Annotated in this window: 20 protein-coding genes; 15 read left to right on the top strand and 5 right to left on the bottom strand. The window is 68.7% G+C overall.

Annotated features, from left to right (window positions below):
- The first annotated feature begins 171 nt into the window (after nt 1-171).
- The 10 genes from J4E04_RS12705 (at nt 172) to secA (ending at nt 14319) form a co-directional block, all read left to right on the top strand.
- Nucleotides 172-1599: an amino acid permease gene (locus J4E04_RS12705; protein WP_222628507.1), complete on the top strand. Its 1428-nt coding sequence runs from the start codon at nt 172-174 to the stop codon at nt 1597-1599.
- Between the two features lie 155 nt (nt 1600-1754).
- Nucleotides 1755-2915: an alkane 1-monooxygenase gene (locus J4E04_RS12700; RefSeq protein ID WP_490148718.1), complete on the top strand. Its 1161-nt coding sequence runs from the start codon at nt 1755-1757 to the stop codon at nt 2913-2915.
- Between the two features lie 114 nt (nt 2916-3029).
- Nucleotides 3030-4541, top strand: a complete 1512-nt coding sequence (gene ahcY / locus J4E04_RS12695; RefSeq protein ID WP_037186733.1) for an adenosylhomocysteinase — start codon at nt 3030-3032, stop codon at nt 4539-4541.
- Between the two features lie 40 nt (nt 4542-4581).
- The gene (locus J4E04_RS12690) at nt 4582-5265 is read left to right on the top strand and encodes a dTMP kinase (RefSeq protein ID WP_490148717.1); all 684 of its coding nucleotides are present in this window, start codon (nt 4582-4584) and stop codon (nt 5263-5265) included.
- Between the two features lie 5 nt (nt 5266-5270).
- The gene (gene mtrA, locus J4E04_RS12685; protein WP_027506869.1) at nt 5271-5948 is read left to right on the top strand and encodes an MtrAB system response regulator MtrA; all 678 of its coding nucleotides are present in this window, start codon (nt 5271-5273) and stop codon (nt 5946-5948) included.
- A 28-nt stretch (nt 5949-5976) separates the two neighbouring features.
- Nucleotides 5977-7662, top strand: a complete 1686-nt coding sequence (gene mtrB / locus J4E04_RS12680; protein WP_307108956.1) for an MtrAB system histidine kinase MtrB — start codon at nt 5977-5979, stop codon at nt 7660-7662.
- Nucleotides 7659-9443, top strand: a complete 1785-nt coding sequence (gene lpqB, locus J4E04_RS12675) for an MtrAB system accessory lipoprotein LpqB (protein WP_374197706.1) — start codon at nt 7659-7661, stop codon at nt 9441-9443. The genes mtrB and lpqB overlap by 4 nt, the downstream gene beginning before the upstream one ends.
- A gap of 42 nt (nt 9444-9485) precedes the next feature.
- Complete coding sequence (locus J4E04_RS12670) at nt 9486-10154, top strand: ComF family protein (protein WP_056447788.1); 669 nt, start codon at nt 9486-9488, stop codon at nt 10152-10154.
- 446 nt (nt 10155-10600) lie between these two features.
- Nucleotides 10601-11188, top strand: a complete 588-nt coding sequence (gene hpf / locus J4E04_RS12665; RefSeq protein ID WP_027506865.1) for a ribosome hibernation-promoting factor, HPF/YfiA family — start codon at nt 10601-10603, stop codon at nt 11186-11188.
- 218 nt (nt 11189-11406) lie between these two features.
- Nucleotides 11407-14319, top strand: a complete 2913-nt coding sequence (secA, locus tag J4E04_RS12660; RefSeq protein ID WP_490148716.1) for a preprotein translocase subunit SecA — start codon at nt 11407-11409, stop codon at nt 14317-14319.
- Between the two features lie 30 nt (nt 14320-14349).
- Here secA and J4E04_RS12655 read toward each other — a convergent pair whose 3' ends face one another.
- Complete coding sequence (locus J4E04_RS12655; RefSeq protein ID WP_490148715.1) at nt 14350-14901, bottom strand: Rv3235 family protein; 552 nt, start codon at nt 14899-14901, stop codon at nt 14350-14352.
- 253 nt (nt 14902-15154) lie between these two features.
- Here J4E04_RS12655 and J4E04_RS12650 point away from each other — a divergent pair, with 253 nt between their 5' ends.
- From J4E04_RS12650 to J4E04_RS12630, 5 genes are all read left to right on the top strand, one after another.
- On the top strand, nt 15155-16579 hold the full coding sequence (locus tag J4E04_RS12650; RefSeq protein ID WP_027506863.1) for a WS/DGAT/MGAT family O-acyltransferase: 1425 nt from the start codon (nt 15155-15157) through the stop codon (nt 16577-16579).
- A gap of 24 nt (nt 16580-16603) precedes the next feature.
- Nucleotides 16604-17143 (top strand): DUF6912 family protein, encoded by a 540-nt coding sequence (locus J4E04_RS12645; RefSeq protein WP_442972990.1) that lies wholly within the window; start codon nt 16604-16606, stop codon nt 17141-17143.
- A 100-nt stretch (nt 17144-17243) separates the two neighbouring features.
- Nucleotides 17244-18359: a ferredoxin reductase gene (locus J4E04_RS12640; RefSeq protein WP_328809918.1), complete on the top strand. Its 1116-nt coding sequence runs from the start codon at nt 17244-17246 to the stop codon at nt 18357-18359.
- Nucleotides 18360-18502: 143 nt separating this feature from the next.
- Entirely contained in the window at nt 18503-19768 is a 1266-nt protein-coding gene (locus tag J4E04_RS12635) for a fatty acid desaturase family protein (RefSeq protein ID WP_056447798.1), read from the top strand.
- Between the two features lie 79 nt (nt 19769-19847).
- Complete coding sequence (locus tag J4E04_RS12630; RefSeq protein WP_490148714.1) at nt 19848-21098, top strand: fatty acid desaturase family protein; 1251 nt, start codon at nt 19848-19850, stop codon at nt 21096-21098.
- Between the two features lie 19 nt (nt 21099-21117).
- Here the strand turns inward: J4E04_RS12630 and rsgA are convergent, their stop codons facing one another.
- The 4 genes from rsgA to J4E04_RS12610 are packed head-to-tail and all read right to left on the bottom strand — an operon-like array spanning nt 21118 to nt 24057.
- Nucleotides 21118-22095, bottom strand: a complete 978-nt coding sequence (rsgA, locus tag J4E04_RS12625; protein WP_155957112.1) for a ribosome small subunit-dependent GTPase A — start codon at nt 22093-22095, stop codon at nt 21118-21120.
- Nucleotides 22096-22103: 8 nt separating this feature from the next.
- Nucleotides 22104-23390, bottom strand: coding sequence for a 3-phosphoshikimate 1-carboxyvinyltransferase (gene aroA, locus J4E04_RS12620; protein ID WP_490148713.1), 1287 nt, complete (start codon nt 23388-23390; stop codon nt 22104-22106).
- Nucleotides 23391-23392: 2 nt separating this feature from the next.
- Nucleotides 23393-23902, bottom strand: a complete 510-nt coding sequence (locus J4E04_RS12615; protein ID WP_490148712.1) for an aminoacyl-tRNA deacylase — start codon at nt 23900-23902, stop codon at nt 23393-23395.
- Nucleotides 23903-23928: 26 nt separating this feature from the next.
- Complete coding sequence (locus tag J4E04_RS12610) at nt 23929-24057, bottom strand: hypothetical protein (protein WP_261781656.1); 129 nt, start codon at nt 24055-24057, stop codon at nt 23929-23931.
- Nucleotides 24058-24152: the final 95 nt, after the last annotated feature.

The following is a 24152-nucleotide window of genomic DNA, read 5'->3' as shown; positions in this document are numbered from 1 at the left end:
GACACGCTGGCGGATACGTCCCGCCGAGTTCACTGTTCGTGTGACGATGACCTCGGGCGGTCGACGGCCGCCCGGAGGACGTGAGGAGTTTCGACGGTGACCATCGACGGCAAGGACGCACCCGGTTCGCGCAACACCGGTCTGCGCAGAACGAAGTCCATCGAGCAGTCGATGCGCGACACGGACGAGCCGGACACGAAACTTCGCAAGAGCCTGTCATCGTGGGATCTCACCGTCTTCGGTGTCGCGGTCGCCGTGGGTGCGGGCATCTTCACCCTGACGGCGCGCACCGCCGGGAACGTCGCGGGCCCGTCCGTCTCGCTCGCCTTCGTGTTCGCCGCGATCGCGTGCGGACTCGCCGCGCTCTGCTACGCCGAGTTCGCCTCGACGGTGCCGGTCGCGGGCAGCGCGTACACGTTCTCGTACGCCACTTTCGGCGAGTTCGTCGCGTGGATCATCGGCTGGGACCTGATCCTGGAGTTCGCGCTCGCGTCGGCCGTCGTGGCGAAGGGCTGGTCCCTGTACCTCGGTGAGGTGCTCGGGACGTCGTCGCCCGTGGTGTCCATCGGCGGACTCGACGTCGACTGGGGTGCCCTGGTCATCGTCGCGGTGCTCACCGTCCTGCTCGCGACGGGTGTGAAGATCTCCTCGCGCGTCTCCCTCGTCATCACCGCGATCAAGGTGGGCGTCGTGCTGCTCATAGTCGTGGTCGGAGCGTTCTACATCAAGGCGGCGAACTACTCGCCCTACATCCCGCCCGCCGTCCCCGCCGAGAAGGAATCGGGCCTCACCCAGTCGCTGTTCTCCTTCGTCACCGGCGCCGAGGGCAGCAACTTCGGCTGGTACGGACTCCTGGCCGCCGCGAGTCTCGTGTTCTTCGCGTTCATCGGCTTCGACGTGGTGGCCACCACGGCCGAGGAGGCGTCCGATCCGCAGAAGGCCCTGCCGCGCGGAATCCTGGGCTCGCTCCTGATCGTCACGATCCTGTACGTCGCGGTCACCCTGGTGCTGACCGGAATGGTGAAGTACACCGAACTCGGTGGCGAGGGCGCGACCCTGGCCACGGCGTTCGAACTGAACGGCATCACCTGGGCGTCGAAGGTGATCTCCTTCGGTGCGCTGGCCGGACTCACGACCGTGGTCATGGTGCTCATGCTGGGACAGTCGCGCGTGCTCTTCGCCATGTCGCGCGACGGTCTGATGCCGCGCCGTCTCGCGAAGACGGGGAGCCGTGGCACCCCGGTGCGCATCACCGTGCTCGTCGGCATCGTGGTCGGCCTTCTCGCGGCGTTCTTCCCCATCGGGACGCTCGAGGAGATGGTCAACATCGGCACCCTGTTCGCCTTCGTCCTGGTCTCCATCGGTGTCGTCGTCCTGCGTCGAACCCGCCCCGACCTGAAGCGCGGCTTCCGCGTCCCCCTGGTTCCGCTGGTGCCGATCCTCGCCGTGCTGGCCTGCGTGTGGCTGATGCTGAACCTGTCGGTGGAGACGTGGCTGCGGTTCGTCGTCTGGATGGCGCTCGGAGTCGTGGTGTACTTCGGCTACAGCCGCCGCCACTCGGTGCTCGGAGCCCGGCAGCATGCGGACGACACCCACTAGTCACCATATTTCGCGCCGATAACGGACCGATCTCACCATTCGGATCGTCGAACCGTCGCGCTACTTGCTCTACACTCGAATTCGAGACCGGAAGTTTGTTTCTGCGGTGGGCACGAGTCCGCCACGGAGTCCACTCGATGTCGAGGAGTTGACGTATGGCGCGGCGGTGGCACGACCCGAAGAAGCTGCTCTGGCTACTGGGGATGCTGGCGCCCGCCTCGGCACTGCTGCCGTCCCAACTGGTTCTGCACACGGGGGTGTCGGCCTTCTGGTGGAGCGGCGCGATGCTGTTCTTCCTGGTCATCCCCGTGGTCGACGCGCTGGCGGGGGAGGACGGCAACAATCCGTCCGACGCGCAGGTGCAGGACCTGCAGCACGACCGTTTCTACCGGTGGTGCACGTTCCTGTTCCTTCCGGTGCAGTACGCGGGGCTCGGTGTCGCGTGCTACCTCGTCACCTTCGGCACCCTGTCCGCCGTCGACAAGATCGGGTACGCGGTCAGTGTCGGTCTCGTCGCCGGCATCGGGATCAACGCGGCGCACGAGCTCGGTCATCGGGTGGAGAGCACCGAGCGCTGGCTGGCCAAGATCGCTCTGGCGCAGAGCCTGTACGGCCATTTCCACGTCGAACACAACCGCGGACACCATGCGCGTGTCGCGACACCCGCCGACCCGGCCAGCGCGCGCATGGGCGAGTCCCTCTACCGGTTCCTGTCCCGCAGTGTCAGCGGCGGCCTCGTCTCCTCCTGGGAGCTGGAGAAGCAGCGTCTCGAGCGCAAGGGCAGCGGCGTGTGGACGATCCGCAACAACGTGCTCAACGCGTGGGCGATGTCCGCTGCACTCTTCGGTGTCCTGGTCGCCGTCTTCGGCGTCGGCATCCTGCCGTTCCTCGTGCTCCAGGCGGTGGTCGGCGTGATGACCCTCGAGTCCGTCAACTACATCGAGCACTACGGGCTGCTCCGGGGACGGACACCCGCGGGCCGGTACGAGCGGTGCGCGCCACGGCACAGCTGGAACAGCGATCGGATCGTCACCAACATCTTCCTGTACCACCTGCAACGGCACAGCGACCATCATGCGAACCCGGGCCGCCGGTTCCAGACGTTGCGCACCTTCGACGAGGCGCCGCAACTGCCGGCCGGCTACGCGACGATGGTCGTCCTCGCGGCCGTCCCACCCCTGTGGCGTCGCGTGATGGACCCCAGGGTCGTCGCGCACTACGACGGAGACGTCACCCGCGCGAACCTGCAGCCGAGCGCCCGCGCTCGACTGGAACGGCGCTGGGCGACCGTTCCCGAACGCACCGCCGCCGCCTGACCCGTCGGCGCGAGACGACGGAACCGGACACGTCGTGGCCCCGACCCACCCGCGGGCAGCCGTGAGCCGATAGCCTGGAAGCCGATCATCAGCCGACAGGAGTGGCATCACACAATGACGACATCGACATCCCCCGACATTTCGAGCACCGAGGCGCTGCAGGCGGACATCCGCGGCGGCATCGAGTTCAAGGTCGCGGATCTCTCGCTGGCTGAGTACGGCCGCAAGGAGATCGGCCTCGCGGAGCACGAGATGCCCGGCCTCATGTCCCTGCGTCGCGAGTACGCCGACGTGCAGCCGCTGAAGGGTGCACGGATCTCCGGGTCGCTGCACATGACGGTCCAGACCGCCGTCCTGATCGAGACGCTGGTCTCGCTCGGAGCCGAGGTGCGGTGGGCTTCGTGCAACATCTTCTCCACCCAGGACCACGCCGCCGCCGCGATCGTCGTCGGACCCCACGGCACGCCCGAGGATCCGCAGGGAATCCCGGTGTTCGCCTGGAAGGGCGAATCGCTGGCCGAGTACTGGTGGGCCGCCGAGAAGATGCTGACCTGGCCGGTCGCCGAGGACGGCACCCCCCGCCACGCCAACATGATCCTCGACGACGGCGGAGACGCCACGATGCTTGTGCTGCGCGGTGCGCAGTTCGAGAAGGCCGGCGTCGTGCCGCCCGTCGACGAGGACCGCGACTCCGACGAGTACAAGGTCTTCCTCGGACTGCTCCGCGAGTCGCTCGCGCAGGACGCCACCAAGTGGACGAGCATCGCCGAGTCGGTCAAGGGTGTCACCGAGGAGACCACCACCGGCGTGCTGCGCCTGTACCAATTCGCCGCGGCCGGCGAGCTGACCTTCCCGGCGATCAACGTCAACGACTCGGTCACCAAGAGCAAGTTCGACAACACCTACGGCACCCGCCACTCGCTGATCGACGGCATCAACCGCGGCACCGACGTGCTGATCGGTGGCAAGAAGGTCCTGATCTGCGGCTACGGCGACGTGGGCAAGGGCAGCGCCGAGTCGTTGGCCGGCCAGGGCGCGCGCGTCCAGGTCACCGAGGTCGACCCGATCAACGCGCTCCAGGCGCTCATGGACGGGTTCGACGTCGTCACGGTGGACGAGGCGATCGGCAAGGCCGACATCGTCATCACCGCGACGGGCAACAAGGACATCATCACGCTCGACCACATGCGGTCGATGAAGGACAAGGCCATCCTCGGCAACATCGGCCACTTCGACAACGAGATCGACATGGCCGGTCTCGAGCGGTCCGGTTCGACACGCATCAACATCAAGCCGCAGGTCGATCAGTGGATCTTCTCCAGCGGCAAGTCGATCGTCGTCCTCTCGGAGGGTCGTCTGCTGAACCTCGGCAACGCCACCGGTCACCCGTCGTTCGTCATGAGCAACAGCTTCTCCAACCAGGTCATCGCGCAGATCGAGCTGTGGACGAAGCCCGACGAGTACGACAACGAGGTCTACCGCCTGCCGAAGCACCTCGACGAGAAGGTCGCCAAGATCCACGTCGAGGCCCTCGGTGGCACGCTGACCAAGCTCAGCAAGGAGCAGGCCGAGTACATCGGTGTCGACGTCGAGGGCCCGTACAAGCCCGAGCACTACCGGTACTGACACTCGGTCCCGTAGTACTCGACAGGCAGGAGTGGAGTCGATGGGCACTCTCATCGCGATCGAGGGCGTCGACGGAGCAGGCAAGTTCACGCTCTCGTCCCGCCTCACGGACGCGTGGGAGGCCGCCGGGGTGGACGCCGTCCGCGTCGGCTTCCCCCGCTACGGGGAGTCGATCCACGCCGACCTGGCCGCCGAGGCGCTGGCCGGTGAGCACGGCGATCTCGCCGCCGGGGTGAATTCGATGGCAGTGCTGTTCGCCCTCGATCGTGCCGGTGCGGTGTCCGACCTCCGTCGGATGCTGCACCGGCACGACGTCGTTCTGCTCGATCGCTACGTCGCGTCCAACGCGGCGTACTCCGCCGCGCGGGTCCACCAGGACGCGGACGGTGCGATGGTCGAGTGGGTGCGCGCGCTCGAGTTCGATCGCCTCGTCCTGCCGCGTCCCTCCGCCCAGATTCTCCTCGACGTTCCGGTCGAGGTCGCGGAGCATCGCGCGCGTGGTCGGGAGCAGGAGGATCCGTCGCGGGCCCGCGACGCGTACGAGCGCGACGGTGGTCTCCAGGCCCGTACCGCGGCGGTCTACGCGGGACTCGCGGCCTCGTCGTGGATGTCGCCGTGGTTCGTCGTGAACGGCGCGCAGGCGGACGGTGAGCAGGTCGACGTGACGAGACTCGCCGCCGAACTTCTCAATCAGACTGCGGAGTACGACGGGATGACACGATAGTCGTCATGAAGCCACGAATTCTGGTCGTCGACGACGATACGGCTCTTGCCGAGATGCTCACCATCGTGTTGCGCGGTGAGGGATTCGAGCCGTTCGTGGTGGGAGACGGCACCCAGGCGCTGTCCGCTGTCCGGGAGAACCGACCGGATCTGGTGCTGCTCGACCTGATGCTCCCCGGTATGAACGGCATCGACGTCTGCCGCGTGCTGCGGGCGGACTCCGGTGTGCCGATCGTGATGCTCACCGCCAAGACCGACACGGTCGACGTCGTGCTGGGACTCGAGTCCGGCGCCGACGACTACATCATGAAGCCCTTCAAGCCGAAGGAGCTCGTGGCCCGCGTCCGCGCGCGCTTGCGACGCACCGAGGAGGAGCCGGCCGAGCTCCTGTCGATCGGCGACGTCGTCATCGATGTTCCGGCGCACAAGGTCACCCGCGACGGCTCGCTCATCTCGCTGACGCCGCTCGAGTTCGACCTGTTAGTGGCGCTGGCCCGCAAGCCTCGTCAGGTCTTCACCCGCGAGGTGCTGCTCGAACAGGTGTGGGGATACCGGCACGCCGCCGACACCCGCCTCGTGAACGTGCACGTCCAGCGACTGCGCGCCAAGGTGGAGACGGATCCGGAGAACCCCGAGGTGGTTCTCACCGTGCGCGGTGTCGGGTACAAGGCCGGCCCGCCGTGATCGGAGCCGATCGACTGCGGGACGGTCGGTGATCTTCACGTCCCGCTCCCGTCGACGCATCAACGGAACCTTCTCGCCTCTGGTGCGATGGTCCCGGTCCATGTGGGCTGCCGCCGGTCACGCGTGGCGTCGGTCGCTGCAGTTGCGCGTCGTCGTGTCGACGCTGACGCTCTCCCTCATCGTGATCACGATCCTCGGCGTCGTGCTCACGAGTCAGATCACGGATCGACTTCTCGACACCAAGATCGACGCCGCCACGAAGGAGCTCGATCGCGCGCGTGCGTCCGTCGAGAGCCAGTTGGCGGGCGACGACTCGACGTCGATCTCGAACCGTCTGGAGCTCGCTCGGTCCGGTCTGACGAGCCGGGACACCGAGAGCGGCGCGGACAGCACGTCCGCCGGCACGTTCGACCCCGTGCTCATCGTCCCCGGCGACGGAGCCCGCGACGAGCTGTTCACCGGTCCCGCCGACCAGATCCCGCAGACGTTGCGCTCGTTCGTCCAGGCCGGCCAGGTGAGCTACCAGTACGCGACCGTGTCGGAACCGGACGGCTACTCGGGTCCGGCCCTCATCGTCGGCAGTCCCACCGCGTCGGACCTCTCCACCCTCGAGCTGTACCTGGTGTTCCCCCTCGCGGGAGAGGATCGCAGCCTCGCCCTCGTCCGCGGAACCCTGCTCATCGGCGGTGCGGTCCTGCTGGTGCTGCTCGCGGCCATCTCGATGCTGGTCGCCCGGCAGGTGGTGGTCCCCATCAGATCGGCGTCGCGCATCGCGGTGCGCTTCGCGGACGGCCGGCTCAAGGAACGGATGCCGGTGCGCGGCGAGGACGACATCGCCCGGCTCGCCATGTCGTTCAACGAGATGGCCGAGAGCCTGTCGAAGCAGATCACCCAGCTCGAGGAGTTCGGAAACCTGCAGCGCCAGTTCACGTCCGACGTCTCGCACGAGCTGCGAACGCCGCTCACCACCGTCCGCATGGCCGCCGAGCTCATCCACGACGCCAGTGAGAGTCTCGATCCGCTGCTCAAGCGCTCGTCCGAGTTGCTGGTCGCCGAGCTGGACCGTTTCGAGACACTGCTCAACGATCTGCTCGAGATCTCCCGCCACGACGCGGGCGTCGCCGAACTGGCGTCCGAGCAACTCGATCTCCGTATGTGCGCCCGCGCCGCGGTGTCCACCGTGCGGCACCTCGCCCGCGAGACGGGCACCGAGCTGATCGTCGACATGCCCGACGAGCCGGTCAACGCCGAGGTGGATCCGCGCCGTGTCGAACGCGTGCTGCGCAACCTGTTGGCGAACGCTCTCGACCACGGGGAGGGCAAGCCCGTCCTGCTGCGCCTGCGCGCGGACGACGACGCCGCCGCCTTCGTCGTGCGGGACCAGGGTGTGGGACTGCGCCCCGGTGAGGAGAAGCTCGTGTTCAACCGCTTCTGGCGGTCGGATCCGTCCCGCGTCCGACGTTCGGGCGGTACGGGCCTGGGGCTCGCCATCAGTCTCGAGGACGCCCGCCTGCACGACGGCAAGCTCGAGGCCTGGGGCGAACCGGGCCAGGGCGCCTGGTTCCGCTTCACGCTGCCGCGCGTGCGTGGTCGCAAGGTCGTGTCCAGCCCCCTGCCGCTGCGACCCGCGGGCCGCAGGTACGCACAGGGACAGCCGCTTCCGGCGGCGCGCCCGACGAGTGTCGGCGCCGCGGCGGGGGAGCAGCGACCGTGAGAGACCGCACTGTGCCGCGGCGACGAGCCGCCCTCGTGGCGTGCGTGGCCGCGCTCGCGCTCGTCGCGTCCGGATGCGCGTCGTTGCCCGCGTCGTCTGCGCCGCAGGCCATCGGCACCGTCGCGCGCGGGCCCGTCGAGCAGGAACTACCCGTTCCCGCCGCGGGTCGTGAACCCAATCTTCTCGTCCGCGACTTCGTCAAGGCCAGCACCGATCCGGCGGACGACCACGCGGGTGCACGTCAGTTCCTGACGGCGAACGCCGCCTCGGAGTGGAACGACGGCGCCAGCGCGATCGTCGTGGACAAGGTGGACGTCCTCGAGGACTCCCGGTCGAGTGACGCCGCGCAGTACACGATCCGAGCCAACCGGGTGGGGCAGCTCGATCAGGGTGGGCAGTACCGCGCCGAGCAGGGATCGTTCGAGACCCAGGTGACGCTGGCCCGCGAGGACGGCGAGTGGCGGATCGACGAGCTGCCGTCCGGAGTCGTCATGGACCGCACCCAGTTCCTCACCTCGTACCAGCGCAAGTCGCTGTACTTCGTCGATCCCACCGGCACCGAACTGGTGCCCGATCAGCGTTGGGTGAACACCACGCAGGACCGGATGACAGAGACCCTGACGGCACTGCTGCAGGCGGGTCCGCGACTGTCGCTGGAGCCGGCGGTGCGCAACGTGTTCAACGGTGTCACCACGGCCGGTCCCATCACGAAGGCCGACGGGCGTACCTCGGCCGTCGGCATCGGTCTCGGCGGTGTCCGCATCGACTTCCGGGGTGCCGGTGCGCTGGACCGCGCGACCCGCGAACTACTTGCCGCGCAGATCATCTGGACGCTGGCCGAGGCCGAGGTGTCGGGTCCCTACGTCCTGCTCTCGGACGGCGCGCCGTTGGACCCGAACTATCCGGACGGCTGGACCACCGCCGAGGTCGCAGAATTCGATCCGTTGGCGGTGACGGGTGCCGACGTGGGCCTGCACGCACTGCGCAACGGCGGGCTCGTCCGCATCGGAACCGACGGCGTGACACCGGTTCCCGGCTACTTCGGCACCGTCAACAACATGCGGTCCATCTCGTTGTCCAGCGACGGAACGCTCGTGGCGGCCGTGTCGGACACCGGTCGTGCGGCGCCGCAGCCGCCCGACGCGCTGCTCATCGGCTCCTACGGCGGCAACGCCTTCCCGGTCGCGGAGGGTGGCTCGATCACCCGGCCCACCTGGGGTCCCGACCGCGACGCCGTGTGGGCCGTCGTGGACGGCACCGTGGTCAAGCGCGCCGTCCGCGACCCGGCCACCGGACAGGTGTCGGTGGTGGACGTCGATTCCGCCGACATCGCCGAGCTCGGCGGCCAGATCACCGAACTGCGGCTCTCCCGCGACGGGGTGCGAGCGGCTCTCATCGTGGACGGCGCCGTCTACGTGGCGGTGGTGGTGCGGCGCGCCGACGGCACCTACGCACTCCGCGAGCCCGAGGCGGTGGCCAACGGTCTGGCGAGCGCGGCGCTGTCCCTGGACTGGAGCACCGGCGACACGGTGGTCGTGGCCCGAGCGGCGACCGACATCCCGATCGTGCAGGTGGCCGTCGACGGCTCACGTCTCGACGGGCTGCCCAGCCGCAACCTCACCGCTCCCGTCGTGTCCGTCGACGCCTCCGCGTCGAGCACCTACGTGGCCGATTCGCGCGCCGTGTTCCAGATCGACGACAGCGACCCGGCGAGTGACCGCTACTGGCGCGAGGTGCCCGGCCTGACCGGCACGAAGTCCGTGCCTGTCCTGCCGGGCTGACGAGCGGCGAACTCTGTCGGAGCCCCGCGACACAGTGTGCCGGTGCCGACGACCCTGCTGGACCTCATCCTGCCCCGCGAGTGCGGCGGCTGCGCCCGTGTCGACGCGTCGTGGTGCCCCGCCTGCGCCTGCGCGCTCGACGCGGCGCCGGGGTCGGTGCGGCCGCGTGTCGATCCCGGGGTGCCGTGCTGGGCGCTCGGCCCGTACGCCGGCCCGCACCGTGCGTCGATCCTGGCGATGAAGGAACGCGGTCGGCGGGATCTCGCGGCACCGCTCGGGGTCGCACTCGCCGCCGCCGTGACGCGCCTGCGCGACGCCGGGGAGATCGATCCACCCGAGCTGTCGCCCCTCGTGCTGGTCCCGGCCCCGTCCCGACGCCGCGCGGCACGGGCGCGCGGTGGTGATCCGATCCTGCGTACCTGCCGCCGTGTCGCGCGGGTGCTCGCACCGGAGGACGTGCGCGTCGTGTCGGTTCTGCGGGTGGACGCGCAGGTGCGTGACTCCGTCGGTCTCACCGCCGACGAGCGTGCGGACAACCTGCGGGGGCGGGTCCGTGTCCGGAGCGGGGGCATCGCCGCGATCGGTCGCGGACCGGTGCTGCTCGTCGACGACGTGGTGACCACCGGAACCACCGCCGCGGAGTCGGTGGCGGCTCTGCGACGGTCCGGTGTCGGTGTCGACGCGGTGCTCGTTCTCGCCGCCGTGCGCTGACGTCGCAGTGCCTGTCCCGGTGCCGGAAAGGGAGCCTGAAAAGGTCCCGTGAATATCCCGTGAACAGTGGCAGACCATCCGGGGAGCGACTACGGTCAGGGCCACGATCGATCCTCGCTACCGGGTCTGGAGGTGATGCCTCACCACCGAAGGCGCCGGGCGGTCCGCGCTCCGGTGTCACCGTTCTTCCGCTGCGCCAGAAGCGATCTCGGCGCGGCCTCTATCGGGAGGTACGTATGACGACAACGTCACCAGTGACGACTGCACACACGAGCACCCACCGGGTGCACGCGCATCCCCGCGAAGCTCACGCCCATGGTCCGGAGCAGAACGACTCCACCGCCCCCGACTCGACCGACACCACTGCGGATTCCGTCTACTTCGACGATGCACCCAGTGCCGTCCCGGCCGACGACAGCTCGAGCGCCGAACCCGCCGCCGAGGTCGTGGTCAAGGGTCGCAACGTCGAGATACCCGACCACTTCCGCCTGTACGTCTCCGAGAAGCTCGCTCGCCTCGAGCGCTTCGATCCCACCATCCACCTGTTCGACGTCGAGCTGTTCCACGAACGCAACCGTCGTCAGTCCAAGAGTTGCCAGCGAGTCGAGATCACCGTGCGGGGCAAGGGGCCCGTCGCGCGTGCCGAGGCCTGCGCGGACAGTTTCTACGCCGCCCTCGAGTCGGCGACCACCAAGCTCGAGAGCCGTCTCCGACGGACGAAGGACCGCCGCAAGGTCCACTACGGGGAGAAGCGGCCCGTGTCGGTGGCCGAGGCGACCGCCGCACTCGTCGAGGAGGCCGTCACTGCCCCCGTCGAGGAGGCGCCCGCCGTCGACGACCACGCCACCGAGGGCCCGGGCACCGTGGTGCGCGTCAAGGAACACCCGGCCGTGCCGATGACCGTCGACGACGCCCTGTACGAGATGGAGCTCGTGGGCCACGACTTCTTCCTGTTCCACGACAAGGAGTCCGACCGGCCGTCGGTCGTCTATCGCCGCCACGCGTTCGACTACGGACTGCTGCGTCTGTCCTGACGCTCGCACCGCCGCGCCGACCACATCGGGCGTCCGCTCCGGCGGGCGCCCGGTGTCGTGCGCGGAACATCCGGTGTGCCTCACAGCGCGCTGTCAGGCTCGACGCCTACGATGGTTCCGCCGGGAGACCGACGAGGTCTCTTCGCATCGAACTGCGCCCCCCGTGTGGACGGGCTCGGTTCACGCCCCACGTACCCGATATTGAGGACGAATAGCCCGTGCCGACGTTGTCGTTGTCCAAGTTGCTCCGTGTCGGTGAAGGTCGCATGGTCAAGCGGCTGAAGCACATCGCCGACCACGTGTCGTCCCTGTCGCCGGACGTCGAAGCCCTGTCGGACGCCGAACTGCGTGCGAAGACCGACGAGTTCACGAAGCGGCACCAGGACGGCGAGAGCCTCGACGAACTGCTGCCCGAGGCGTTCGCGGTCGCCCGCGAGGCGTCCAAGCGGGTGCTGTCCCAGCGCCACTTCGACGTCCAGGTCATGGGCGGCGCCGCGCTGCACTTCGGCAACGTCGCCGAGATGAAGACCGGTGAGGGCAAGACCCTCACCTGCGTCCTCCCGGCGTACCTCAACGCGCTGTCCGGTGACGGCGTCCACGTCGTCACGGTCAACGACTACCTGGCCAAGCGTGACTCGGAGTGGATGGGCCGCGTTCACCGCTTCCTCGGACTGAGCGTGGACGTGATCCTCTCGGGCATGACGCCCGCCGAGCGGCGCGCCGCCTACGCGGCCGACATCACGTACGGCACCAACAACGAGTTCGGTTTCGACTACCTCCGCGACAACATGACGCACTCGCTGGACGACCTGGTCCAGCGCGGACACAACTTCGCCGTGGTGGACGAGGTGGACTCGATCCTCATCGACGAGGCCCGTACCCCGCTGATCATCTCGGGCCCCGCGGACGCGTCGTCGAAGTGGTACCCCGAGTTCGCCCGCATCGCCCCCATGATGAAGAAGGACGTCCACTACGAGGTGGACATCAAGAAGCGCACGGTGGGTGTGCACGAGGCGGGCGTCGAGTTCGTCGAGGACCAGCTGGGCATCGACAACCTGTACGAGGCCGCCAACTCGCCGCTGGTTAGCTACCTGAACAACGCCATCAAGGCGAAGGAGCTCTACCAACGCGACAAGGACTACATCGTCCGAGACGGCGACGTCATCATCGTCGACGAGTTCACCGGCCGCATCCTGGTGGGGCGCCGCTACAACGAAGGCATGCACCAGGCCATCGAGGCCAAGGAGAAGGTGGAGATCAAGGCCGAGAACCAGACCCTCGCCACGATCACGCTGCAGAACTACTTCCGTCTGTACGACAAGCTCTCCGGCATGACCGGTACCGCCGAGACCGAGGCGGCCGAGCTGCACCAGACGTACTCGCTCGGTGTCATCCCCATTCCCACCAACCGCCCGATGGTGCGTGTGGACAACGGCGACCTCATCTACAAGAGCGAGGAAGCCAAGTTCAGTGCCGTCGTCGACGACGTCGTCGAGCGGCACGAGAAGGGTCAGCCGGTTCTGATCGGTACCACCAGTGTCGAGCGCTCGGAGTACCTGTCCAAGCAGTTCACCAAGCGCGGTGTCGCGCACAACGTGCTCAACGCCAAGTTCCACGAGCAGGAGGCGACCATCATCGCCGAGGCCGGCCGGTCCGGCGCGGTGACGGTGGCCACCAACATGGCGGGTCGAGGAACCGACGTGGTGCTCGGCGGCAACCCGGACATCATCGCGGACCTCGCGCTGCGCGGGCAGGGGCTCGATCCCGTCGAGTCGCCGGAGGAGTACGAGGCGGCGTGGGAGCCCACGCTGGAGAAGGTCAAGGACCAGGTCCGCGAGGATGCGGACAAGGTCCGCGACGCGGGCGGTCTCTACGTCCTCGGTACCGAGCGGCACGACTCGCGCCGTATCGACAACCAGTTGCGCGGACGCTCGGGTCGACAGGGCGACCCGGGGGAGAGCCGGTTCTACCTGTCGCTCGGCGACGAGCTGATGCGCCGATTCAACGGTGCCGCTCTCGAGTCGATCATGACGCGACTCAACCTCCCGGACGACGTCCCGATCGAGGCCAAGATGGTCTCCAAGGCCATCAAGAGCGCGCAGACGCAGGTCGAGCAGCAGAACTTCGAGATCCGCAAGAACGTCCTCAAGTACGACGAGGTGATGAACCAGCAGCGCACCGTCATCTACGAGGAGCGTCGCCGCATCCTCCGCGGAGAGGACATGGAGGGCCAGGTCGAGCAGATGATCACCGACGTGGTCACCGCGTACGTCGACGGCGCCACCTCGGAGGGCTACGTCGAGGACTGGGACCTCGAACAGCTGTGGACCGCGCTGAAGACGCTCTACCCGGTGGGCGTGCAGCACACCGACCTCGCAGCGGAGAACGAGTTCGGCGAGAAGGGCGACCTGTCGCGGGACGACCTGCGCGAGGCGCTGCTCGAGGACGCCCGCGCGGCCTACGCCACGCGTGAGGCGGAGATCAACGAGATCGCGGGCGAGGGCGGTATGCGCGAGCTCGAACGACGGGTGCTGCTGTCCGTGCTCGACCGCAAGTGGCGTGAGCACCTCTACGAGATGGACTACCTCAAGGAGGGCATCGGTCTGCGCGCGATGGCGCAGCGCGATCCCCTCGTCGAGTACCAGCGCGAGGGCTACGACATGTTCACCGGCATGCTCGACGGGTTGAAGGAGGAGTCCGTCGGGTTCCTCTTCAACCTGCAGGTCGAGGCGGCGGCGCCGAGCCCCGCGGCCTCCGCGGGCCTGCAGGTGGGCGCGGGACTGCAGTCGCCCGTCGCAGCCCGACCGGCGCCGGCAGCGCAGGCCGCCCCCGCAGCGCAGGCCGCCCCCGCGGCGCCGGCGCAGCGTCGACCCGAACCCACGCCGGAATCGGCGCCCGAACCGCGGCCCGCCGCACCTGCCGCGCTGCGCGCCAAGGGGTTGGACGACGAGTCGACCGGTCGCCTGACGTATTCCGGTCCCGACGAGACGGGCGGCACCTCGGTCCGCCGCGCCGGGTCGGGGTCGCCGACGGGCGAGTCGAGCTCCGGCACCCGACGCGAGCGCCGCGAGGCGGCTCGGGCCGGGGTCAAGCCGGTCAAGCGCGCACCGAAGGCCAAGCGGCGCAAGTGATCTGCTCGTCCGGGGGCGGCGACCGCCGCCTCAGGACAGGCGCAGGCTCGTGAGCACCCAGGCCGGACCGGTGGTGTTGCGCCGTGCCGTCAGTCGTGCCGCGACGGCGAACACGCGGTCACCACGCGAGTAGGTGCCGAAGACCTCGACGTCGCCGTGCCCGGCGCCGTCGGGCACCGGACCGGCGGCGCGCACGTGCACGGTCCGGACGACGGCGACACCGAGTGTTCGGCCCGGCACGGCCGCCGTCGACAGGGCCGTCGCCATTCCGACCATGGCCGGTGACAGCACCGCGCGCAGGGACGCCGCGGGTCGGCGGCGGTCCACCACCTCGAGTGTCAGACGCAGGACGCGATCGGCGACGTGCCGCGCCGCGGCGGCGGTGCGCGCGTCGGCCTCCGACGGTCCGACGACGGGCCGGGTCGGTCGCGAGGTCGATCGTCCCGAGTGCGGGCCGGGGCGCGGCGACGAGAGCGCTCGGCCCGCGGACCGGGTCGTCGGGCGTGCACGCGTGGGAGTCGCGCCGACCTCGGGTGGCTCGGATCTCGGCAACCGCGCCACGTGAACGACCTGCGATGTCATGCGTTCCCCTCCATGCTCGTACCTGTGCGGCCACGGCCGGTGTGCGGCGAGTGTCGCACGCACGGACGCGGTTCCGGCCCGTCGAGGCAGACGCGGGGCGTCGTCACACCGCAGCCCGTCAGGGTCGGTGAATTCCGACGAGGACGACGGGGAACCGACACGGCGCGGACCACCAGGACGATCGTGAGCGTGGTCGGTCTCATCTGTCGTGCGAGACTGGGACCCGTCACACTCGACCGAGGGGATTCGCGCGTTGGCCACCAGACTCACCACTCAGGACGCGTCCTTCTACTTCCTGGAGGCCAGTACGACTCCCATGCACGTGGGGTCGCTCGCCATCTTCCGGCTCCCGCGCGGGGGCTTCAGTTACGACGAACTGCTCACCCTCGTCGAGAGCCGGCTCGCTCTCGTTCCGCGCTATCGCCAGAAGGTGCGCGAGGTGGCCTTCGGCCTGGCTCGCCCCGTGTGGGTCGACGACCGCGACTTCGACATCACGTACCACATCCGGCGTTCCGCGCTGCCCAAGCCGGGATCCACCGAACAGCTGCACGACCTGGTCGCGCGACTCACCTCACGCCCTCTCGATCGCACGCGTCCGCTGTGGGAGATGTACCTGGTCGAGGGTCTGGCACGGAACCGGTTCGCGATCTTCACCAAGTCGCACTCGTCGATCGTGGACGGCGACAAGGCGCTCGAGATCAGTCAGGTCATCCTGGACGCCACCAAGGCTCCGACTCCGATGGCCGAGGAGCTGTGGATGCCCGCGCGGGAACCGTCGGAGAAGGCGCTCGTCGCCGGGGCGCTCGCCGAGATGGTGTCGCGGCCGGGGGAGGGCGTGGAGGCGGTGCGCGGAGCCGTCGGTGACGTCACCCGCGCCGCCGGCGAGGCGGTACGCGCCGTGGGCAAGTTCGCGGCGGTGGTCCGCACCGCGGCGCAGACGGCACCGACGAGTCCACTGAACACGACCATCTCCCGCAACCGCCGGTACTCGGTGGCCAAGACCGATCTCGACGACTACCGGATGGTGCGGTCGAAGTTCGGGGGGACGGTCAACGACGTCGTGCTGACGGTCGTGTCCGGTGCTCTGCGGAACTGGTTGCTCTCGCGCGGTGAGCCCATCGGCCCGTACACGACGGTGCGCGCGATGGTGCCCCTGTCGGTGCACGCGGCCGCCACGGGGACGGGCGACGAGGGCGACGTGCCGCCCAACGAGGTCGAGTCCTTCCTCATCGATCTGCCCGTGGGCGAACCGAACGCCGTGGTGCGGTTGTCCCACGTGTCGCACGCGACGGAGGCTCACCTGGGACAGAGTCGCGGTGTGACGGCGTCGACCCTCATCACGCTGTCCGGGTTCGCGCCGGCCACGCTGCACGCGATGGGTGCGCGCGTCGGGTCGAGCCTGTCGCAGCGCATGTTCAACATCATCGTCACCAACGCCCCCGGCCCCCAGTTCCCGCTCTACGCGGGCGGTGCACGCATGCTCGAGATGTATCCGGTGCCGCCGCTCGTGCGCAATCAGGCGCTCAGCATCGGCCTGACGTCGTACGACGGCAACGTCTACTACGGTGTGAACGCGGACCGGGCAGCGATGCCGGACATCGACGTGATCACCACGTTGCTGCACGAGGCACTCGAGGAACTGGTCGACGCGGCGCGCGACGACAAGAACGTCCGCTGACGACGGTGAGGGAATGAGGCGCAGGTGAGGGTGTTCGTTCCGGCGACCATGCGGATGTTGCAGACACTGGTGGACGAGGGTGAGTTCTCGCCTATCAGTCGGACGGCCTTCGCCGTGACGCCGACGTTGCGGGAGGCGTACGTCGCCGGTGACGACGACGAGTTGGCCGACGTCGCGCTGCGGGAGGCCGCGCGGGCGTCGCTGCGCCTGATCGGCGGTGAGCCGGAACTCGACTCCGACGATGACGGGGACGCCGACGAGGTCGCCGACGCCACTCCGAGCTTCCGCCGCGTCGTCATCGCCGCCGACGTCGATCCGGTGACTCTGCGTCCCGATCTCGACGACGCCGTGGTCCGCCTGCCGGCGCCGCTCTCCCTGACGGAGGTGGCGGCGGTCCACGTCGATCTCGCGGCGGCCGAGTCCGCCGTGAGCGCCGCTGTCGCCGCGGTGGACGCGGCCGACCTGGGGGATCCCGACGCCGAGTTCGTGCTGGGCGACGTCGAGGATCATGAACTCGCCTGGTACGCACCGCAGGAGATACCGTTTCTCCTGGAACTGCTCTGACACCGGAACTGCTCTGACACCGGAACCGCTCCGACACCGCCCTGTTTCGTCGCAGTCGTCGACTGCGTCCGTGGTGGCCGCTCGACCGAGGAGATGTGACATGGGAATCAAGGACTGGCTCGAAGCCCCGGCCGCGAGTGTGTCGTCCCCGCGGCGCCCGTCGCTGAACGTGGTGCGCGGTGCGTTCGCGCGCATCACCACGCCGTTGATTCCCGACGACTACCTGCACCTGGCCAATCCGCTGTGGTCCGCGCGCGAGTTGCGCGGCCGCATCGTGCGAATCGAGAAGGTGACCGGCGATGCCGCGACCATCGTCATCAAGCCCGGATGGGGCTTCGACTTCGACTACCGGCCGGGGCAGTACATCGGCATCGGCCTCCACGTCGACGGTCGGTGGCACTGGCGGTCGTACTCCCTGACGTCGCCGCCCGACTGGAAGGACAAGCAGATCTCCATCGCCGTCAAGGCAATGCCGGAAGGTTTCCTGTCGTCGCATCTCGTCGGCGGTGTGCCGTCGGGCACGATCGTGCGGCTCGCCGCGCCGAAGGGGAACTTCGCCCTTCCGGAGCCGCCACCCGCCAAGATCATGTTCGTCACGGCCGGCAGCGGCATCACACCGGTGATCGGCATGCTGCGCAGTCTCGACTCGCGCGGCCACATGCCCGACGTGGTGCACGTGCACTCGGCTCCCACGGCGGACGACGTGATGTTCGCCTCGGAGTTGGCGGCGCTCGACGCGAAGTACGACTCGGTCGTGTCCCACGTGCAGCACACCCGCTCGGACGGCAAGTTCGATCTGGGCTCGCTCGACGAGCACTACCCGGACTGGCGCGAGCGGCAGACGTGGGCGTGCGGTCCGGCGGCGATGCTCGACGACATCGAGAGGGTGTGGCGGGAGGCAGGCATCTCGGAGAACCTGCACACCGAGCGTTTCGAGATCGTGCGCACCGGCGCGCCGAGCGACGGCGGCACGGTCACGTTCTCCGTCTCCGACCGCACGGTGGCGGTGGACGGCGCCACCACGTTGTTGGAGGCCGGTGAGAAGGCAGGTGTGCGAATGCCTTTCGGCTGCCGCATGGGTATCTGCCAGACGTGCGTGGTGCCGCTGACCGACGGTCACGTCCGAGATCTGCGCTCGGGCAAGGAGCATGCGCACGGCGAGCGGATCCAGACGTGCATCTCCGCGGCTGCCGGGGACTGCACGCTCGAACTCTGACTTCGTCGGCCCCGGGTCGCGCCGCAGGGGTGATCGCACACACACCCTGCGCACAGGCTCGTCCGCTATTCTCGGAAAGGCCTGCCCGCCGATACCGAATCGGTGCGAGGAACGGCATACCGCGATCCGGGGAGTAGACCAGCATGGCCATCACGGACATCTTGGAGTTCGCACATCTGACCGACGAGGACATCGAGTCCCTCGGTCGTGAACTCGATGCCATCCGTCGGGACGTCGAGGACACCCGAGGACGCAAGGACGCGGAGTACATCCGCCGCACCATCGCGCTGCAGCGCGCGCTCGAGGTCGGCGGACGGCTCGCGATCATGGGTTCCCGCTGGCGCTCGGCCGCGCTGGTGGGCGCAGGTCTGCTGGCGGCCAGCAAGATCATCGAGAACATGGAGTTGGGCCACAACGTCTCTCACGGTCAGTGGGACTGGATGAACGATCCGGAGATCCACTCCACCTCGTGGGAGTGGGACCAGACCGGTCCGTCCGCGCACTGGAAGCGTGCGCACAACTACTCGCATCACACGTACACCAACATCGTCGGCATGGACCACGACGTGGGCTTCGGGATCCTCCGGATGACCCGCGACGAGAAGTGGCGGCCACGCAACCTGGTGCAGCCCCTGGGCAACCTGGTGCTGGCACTGACGTTCGAGTGGGGCATCGCTCTGCACGACCTGGACGCGGCGAAGCTCGAGGCCGGTGTTCCCGCGACGCAGCTGCTCTCGGAGCCGAACAAGGAGTTCGCTCGGAAGGTCGCGTCGCAGGTCGGCAAGGATTTCGTGCTCTTCCCGCTGCTCGCGGGTCCGGCGTGGCGTCGTGCACTCGGGGCGAACCTCACCGCCAACGTGGTGCGGAACCTGTGGGCGTACGCCGTGATCTTCTGCGGTCACTTCCCGGACGGCGCCGAGAAGTTCACGATGGGCCAGTTCGAGACGGAGACCCACGAGGAGTGGTACCTCCGGCAGATGCTCGGCAGCGCCAACTTCACGGCCGGCCCCACGATGGCGTTCATGAGCGGCAACCTCTGCTACCAGATCGAGCATCACCTGTTCCCGGACCTGCCGAGCAACCGGTACGCCGAGGTGGCCGTCCGGGTGCGCGCCCTGTGCGACAAGTACGACCTGCCGTACACCACCGGCAACCTGGCGACCCAGTACTGGAAGGCGCTGCGCACCATCTTCAAGCTGTCGCTGCCCGACCAGCTGCTTCGTCGCACGTCGGACGATGCGCCGGAGACCAGTTCGGAGCGCCGTTTCCAGAGCTCCGGCTCCTCCGTCGTGGACCGGGTGCGGTTCGATCCGGTCACCGGTCGCAAGCGCGGACTGCGGTCGGCCCTGCACGAGGCGCGGCTCGAGGCGCGTCAGGCAGTGAAGCGGGTCACAGATACGACGGCGTAACCTACGGGTGCGTAACTTCCGGTAGAGTAACCACGGTCAGGCCCACACGGGCATCGACCACCTGCCGAGGAGTGACCACATGGCGATTTCCGACGTCAAGGAATATGCCCACCTCACCGAGGCCGACGTCGAGGCGCTGGGCCATGAACTCAACGCGTTGCGTCGGGAGATCGAAGAGTCGCGCGGCGAGAAGGATGCGCGGTACATCCGCAACACCATCCGTTTCCAGCGCTCCCTCGAGGCCCTCGGCCGCACCACGATGCTCGCCAGCAACCACCGCGCCGCGTGGTGGGCCGGTAGCGCGATGCTCGGTGTCTCGAAGATCGTCGAGAACATGGAGCTCGGCCACAACGTCATGCACGGCCAGTGGGACTGGATGAACGACCCGGAAATCCATTCCACCTCGTGGGAATGGGACAACACCGGTCCGTCCGAGCACTGGAAGCAGACCCACAACTACATCCATCACAAGTACACCAACGTGCTGGGCATGGACGACGACGTGGGCTACGGCCTCATCCGCGTCACGCGTGACCGCAAGTGGGTCCCGTTCAACGCCGGCAACCTCGTCTACAACACGCTGCTGATGCTCCTGTTCGAGTACGGCGTGGCGGTACAGCATCTCGAGCTGGGCAAGGCCGTGAAAGGCCGTGTGCCCAAGGAGGAGACGCGACGCAAGCTGAAGGAGGTCGGCGACAAGGTCGGCCGCCAGATGCTGAAGGACTACGCGATCACGCCGGCCATCACGTCCCTGTCGCCCGCCGCGTCCTACCGTAAGACGTTGACCGCCAACATCATGGCGAACGTCATCCGTAACATCTGGACGAACGCCGTCATCTTCTGCGGTCACTTCCCGGACGGTGCGGAGAAGTTCACGCGCCACGACCTTCAGGACGAGACGCAGGGGCAGTGGTACCTCCGACAGATGTTGGGCAGCGCCAACTTCCACGCCGGACCGACCCTCGCCTTCATGTCGGGCAATCTCTGCTACCAGATCGAGCACCACGTGTTTCCCGATCTGCCGAGCAACCGGCTCGCCGCGATCAGTGTGCGGGTCCGCGAACTGTGCGAGAAGTACGACCTGCCTTACACCACAGGGCCTTTCCTCGCCCAGTACGGCAAGTCCTGGCGCACCATCGCGAAGCTGTCGCTTCCCGACAAGTACCTCAAGGCCACGGCGGACGACGCACCGGAGACGGCATCCGAGCGCAAGTTCGGCGGCCAGGTCACGTCCACCGTCGATCCGGTCACCGGGCGCCGTGCCGGTCTGCTGACCGCGATCAAGGAATCCAAGCGCGGCACGGGACTGCGAAAGCTGCTCTCGCGCTGATCGATCGGTCGGAGCTCCGTCAGTAGGAGTCGTTCGACATCACGGCCACCAACAGCAGGCGAACCGCGGCGACGCGGTTCGCCTGCTGTCCTGTCAGGGTGTCCAGAGCGCACTCCGGGTCGGCCGGCGGCCCGAGGTGTGTGCAGCCGCGCGGGCAGTCCTCGATGGTGACGGCGAGGTCCGAGAACGCCGCGACGACATCCTCCGGCGAGATGTGGGCCAGCCCGAAGGACCGGATACCGGGAGTGTCGATGACCCAGCCTCCACCCGGAAGATGCAGCGACACCGACTGAGTCGACGTGTGCCGTCCCTTGCCGACGCCGGAGACGATGCCGACGGCGCGATGTGCTTCCGGCACCAGCCGGTTCACCAGGGTCGACTTGCCCACCCCCGAGTGGCCGATCAGCGCGGACGACTTCCCGGTGATCATCGCCAGGAGCTCGTCCAGCGGACGGTCCCGGCCCACCAGCACCACCGGCACGTCGAGGTCGGCGAAGACGGCGGCGAACTCGTCGGACGACGCCAAGTCGTCCTTCGTCAGACACAGCACGGGTCGGAGACCACCCACGAACGCTGCCACCATCGCGCGCTCGACGAAGCCCGAGCGGGGTGGCGGGTCGGCCAACGCCACCACGATCAGCAGCTGGTCCGCGTTGGCCACCACGACACGCTCGTACGGATCCGTGTCGTCGGCGGTGCGCCGCAGCACCGTTCGTCGTTCGTCCACGCGGACGATGCGGGCCAGGGCGTCGACGCGTCCCGAGACGTCGCCGACGATGCCCACCGCGTCACCGACGACGATCGGGGTCCGGCCCAGCTCGCGCGCTCGCATGGCGACCACGAGGCGCTCTGGATCATTGTCGATCACGCAGCCCCACCGGCCGCGATCCACCGACACCACCATCGCGTCCGAGGCGTCGGCGTGGGTGGGCCGGGTCTTCGTTCGTGGGCGCGTGCCCTTGCCCGGCCGGACGCGGACGTCCGACTCGTCGTACACCCGCCGGATCAGCGTGCACCACCTCCGGCCAGCATGGCGCTCCAGAGGGTCGCGAACCCCGGCAGCGTCTTGGCGGTGGAGTCGATGTCGTCGACCTCGACGCTCGGGACGACCAGACCGATCACGGCGCCCGCCGTGGCCATGCGATGGTCGGCGTACGCCCGCCAGGGTCCGCCGCGCAGCGGCGCCGGCTCGATGATCAGGCCGTCCTCGGTCTCCTCGACACCGCAGCCCAGAGCACCGAGTTCCGCCGTGAGTGCGGCGAGCCGATCCGTCTCGTGCCCGCGCAGATGGGCGATCCCGCGCAGGCGCGAGGGGGACCCGGCCAGGGCCGCCATCGCCGCGACCGTGGGGGTCAGCTCGCCGATGTCGTGCAGGTCCACGTCGACGCCCTCGAGCTTCTCGGGCCCCCGCGCCGTGAGCGACTCGGCAGTGAGCAACACCTCGGCCCCCATCGACGTGAGGATGTCGCGGAACGCGTCACCGGGCTGCGTCGTCCGGGCAGGCCACCGGGGCACGGTCACCTCACCGCCCGTGACGGCCGCCGCGGCGAGGAACGGGGTCGCGTTGGACAGGTCCGGTTCCACGACACGGTCGACCGGAGCCACAGCGCCGGGATGCACGCGCCACCGGTTCGGAACGCCCGAGTCCTCTAGAGTCTCCACCTCGATCCCGCTCTCGCGCAGCATCTCCACCGTCATGTCGATGTGAGGCATCGACGGCACCGGGGGACCGACGTGCTCGACGACGAGGCCCTCGTCGAACCGCGCCGCCGAGAGCAGGAGCCCCGACACGAACTGGGACGACCCGGACGCGTCCAGTCGAACCGTGCCCCCGCGGACCCGGCCCGTGCCGTCGACGACGAACGGCAACCGGTCCCCGCTCACGGGAACACCGAGGGCGCGGAGCGCGTCGAGAATGGTCTGCTGCGGGCGCGAGCGGGCGTGCTCGTCGCCGTCGAAGCGCGAGCGACCGGTGGCCAGCGCGGCCACGGGGGGAACGAAGCGCATGACGGTGCCCGCCAGCCCGCAGTCCACGTCGCCGCCGCGGCCGGGTCCGGGGGTGACCCGCACCGTCGTCCCGTCGTCGTCGGGGGACTGCACGACAGCACCCAGGGTGCGCAGCGCATCGATCATCAGATCGGTGTCACGGCTGCGCAGAGCGCCGGTCACCGTCGACGGTCCGTCCGCGAGCGCCGCGAGGATCAGGGCGCGATTGGTGATCGACTTCGACCCCGGGAGGTCGACGGTCGCACGGACGGGCTGCGGGGCGAGGGGCGCGATCCAGGACGTCACGGTCACAGTCTCTCACTGGCGGACGCGCGTCGGATGTCCGCGACGGTCGCGGCGGTGGCCCGGACGAGATCCTGTGCGGAGAGTTCGATCTCCAGACCGCGCCGACCGCCGCTGCAGAAGAGGGTCGAGTGCCCGAGTGCCGACGTGTCGACGACCGTGGGCAGGGGCGTGCGCTGACCGAGCGGGGAGACGCCCCCCGGGACGTAGCCCGTCGACCGGCGCACGGCTGCGGGATCGGCCATCGACACCTTGCTCGCCCCGAGGGCGGCGGCGACGGACTTCAGGGCGAGCATGTCCGGAACGGGAAGAACCGCGACCGCCAACGAGGAGCCCGTCGACACGACCAGGGTCTTGAACACCCGATCCGCCGACACACCGAGGCCGGCGGACAGTGCGCCGACCGCCTCGTCGCCGTACTGCTCGGTGCCGCGGTCGTGCTCGTAGGTGTGGACGGTGAACTCGATTCCGAGCCGCGTCAGCATCGTCGTCGCGGGAGTAGCCGATCCGGCCATGGCGTCGTGGTCCCTTCCCACCGTGATCACCCGCCCCGCGAGTACGTCGAGAACGTCGTGATCGGCTGCTGGTACACGACATTCTGGCCGTACTCGCGGAGACGGTCCGGCAGCGGGGGGAACACGACGGCGGCCACGGCTGTTACACGCAGCATCAGGACGGCGCGCACTGTGCGCCGCCGCTCGACGGAGGAGGGCGTGTGAACGTCGTTGCACCGGAGCGCTCCGGAGCCGAGGGGCTCTCGGCGAC

Source organism: Rhodococcus sp. NFXS4 (genome assembly GCF_058139645.1).
The sequence above is the reverse complement of the archived record's forward strand: the minus strand, read 5'-3'. Positions and strand labels throughout refer to the sequence as shown.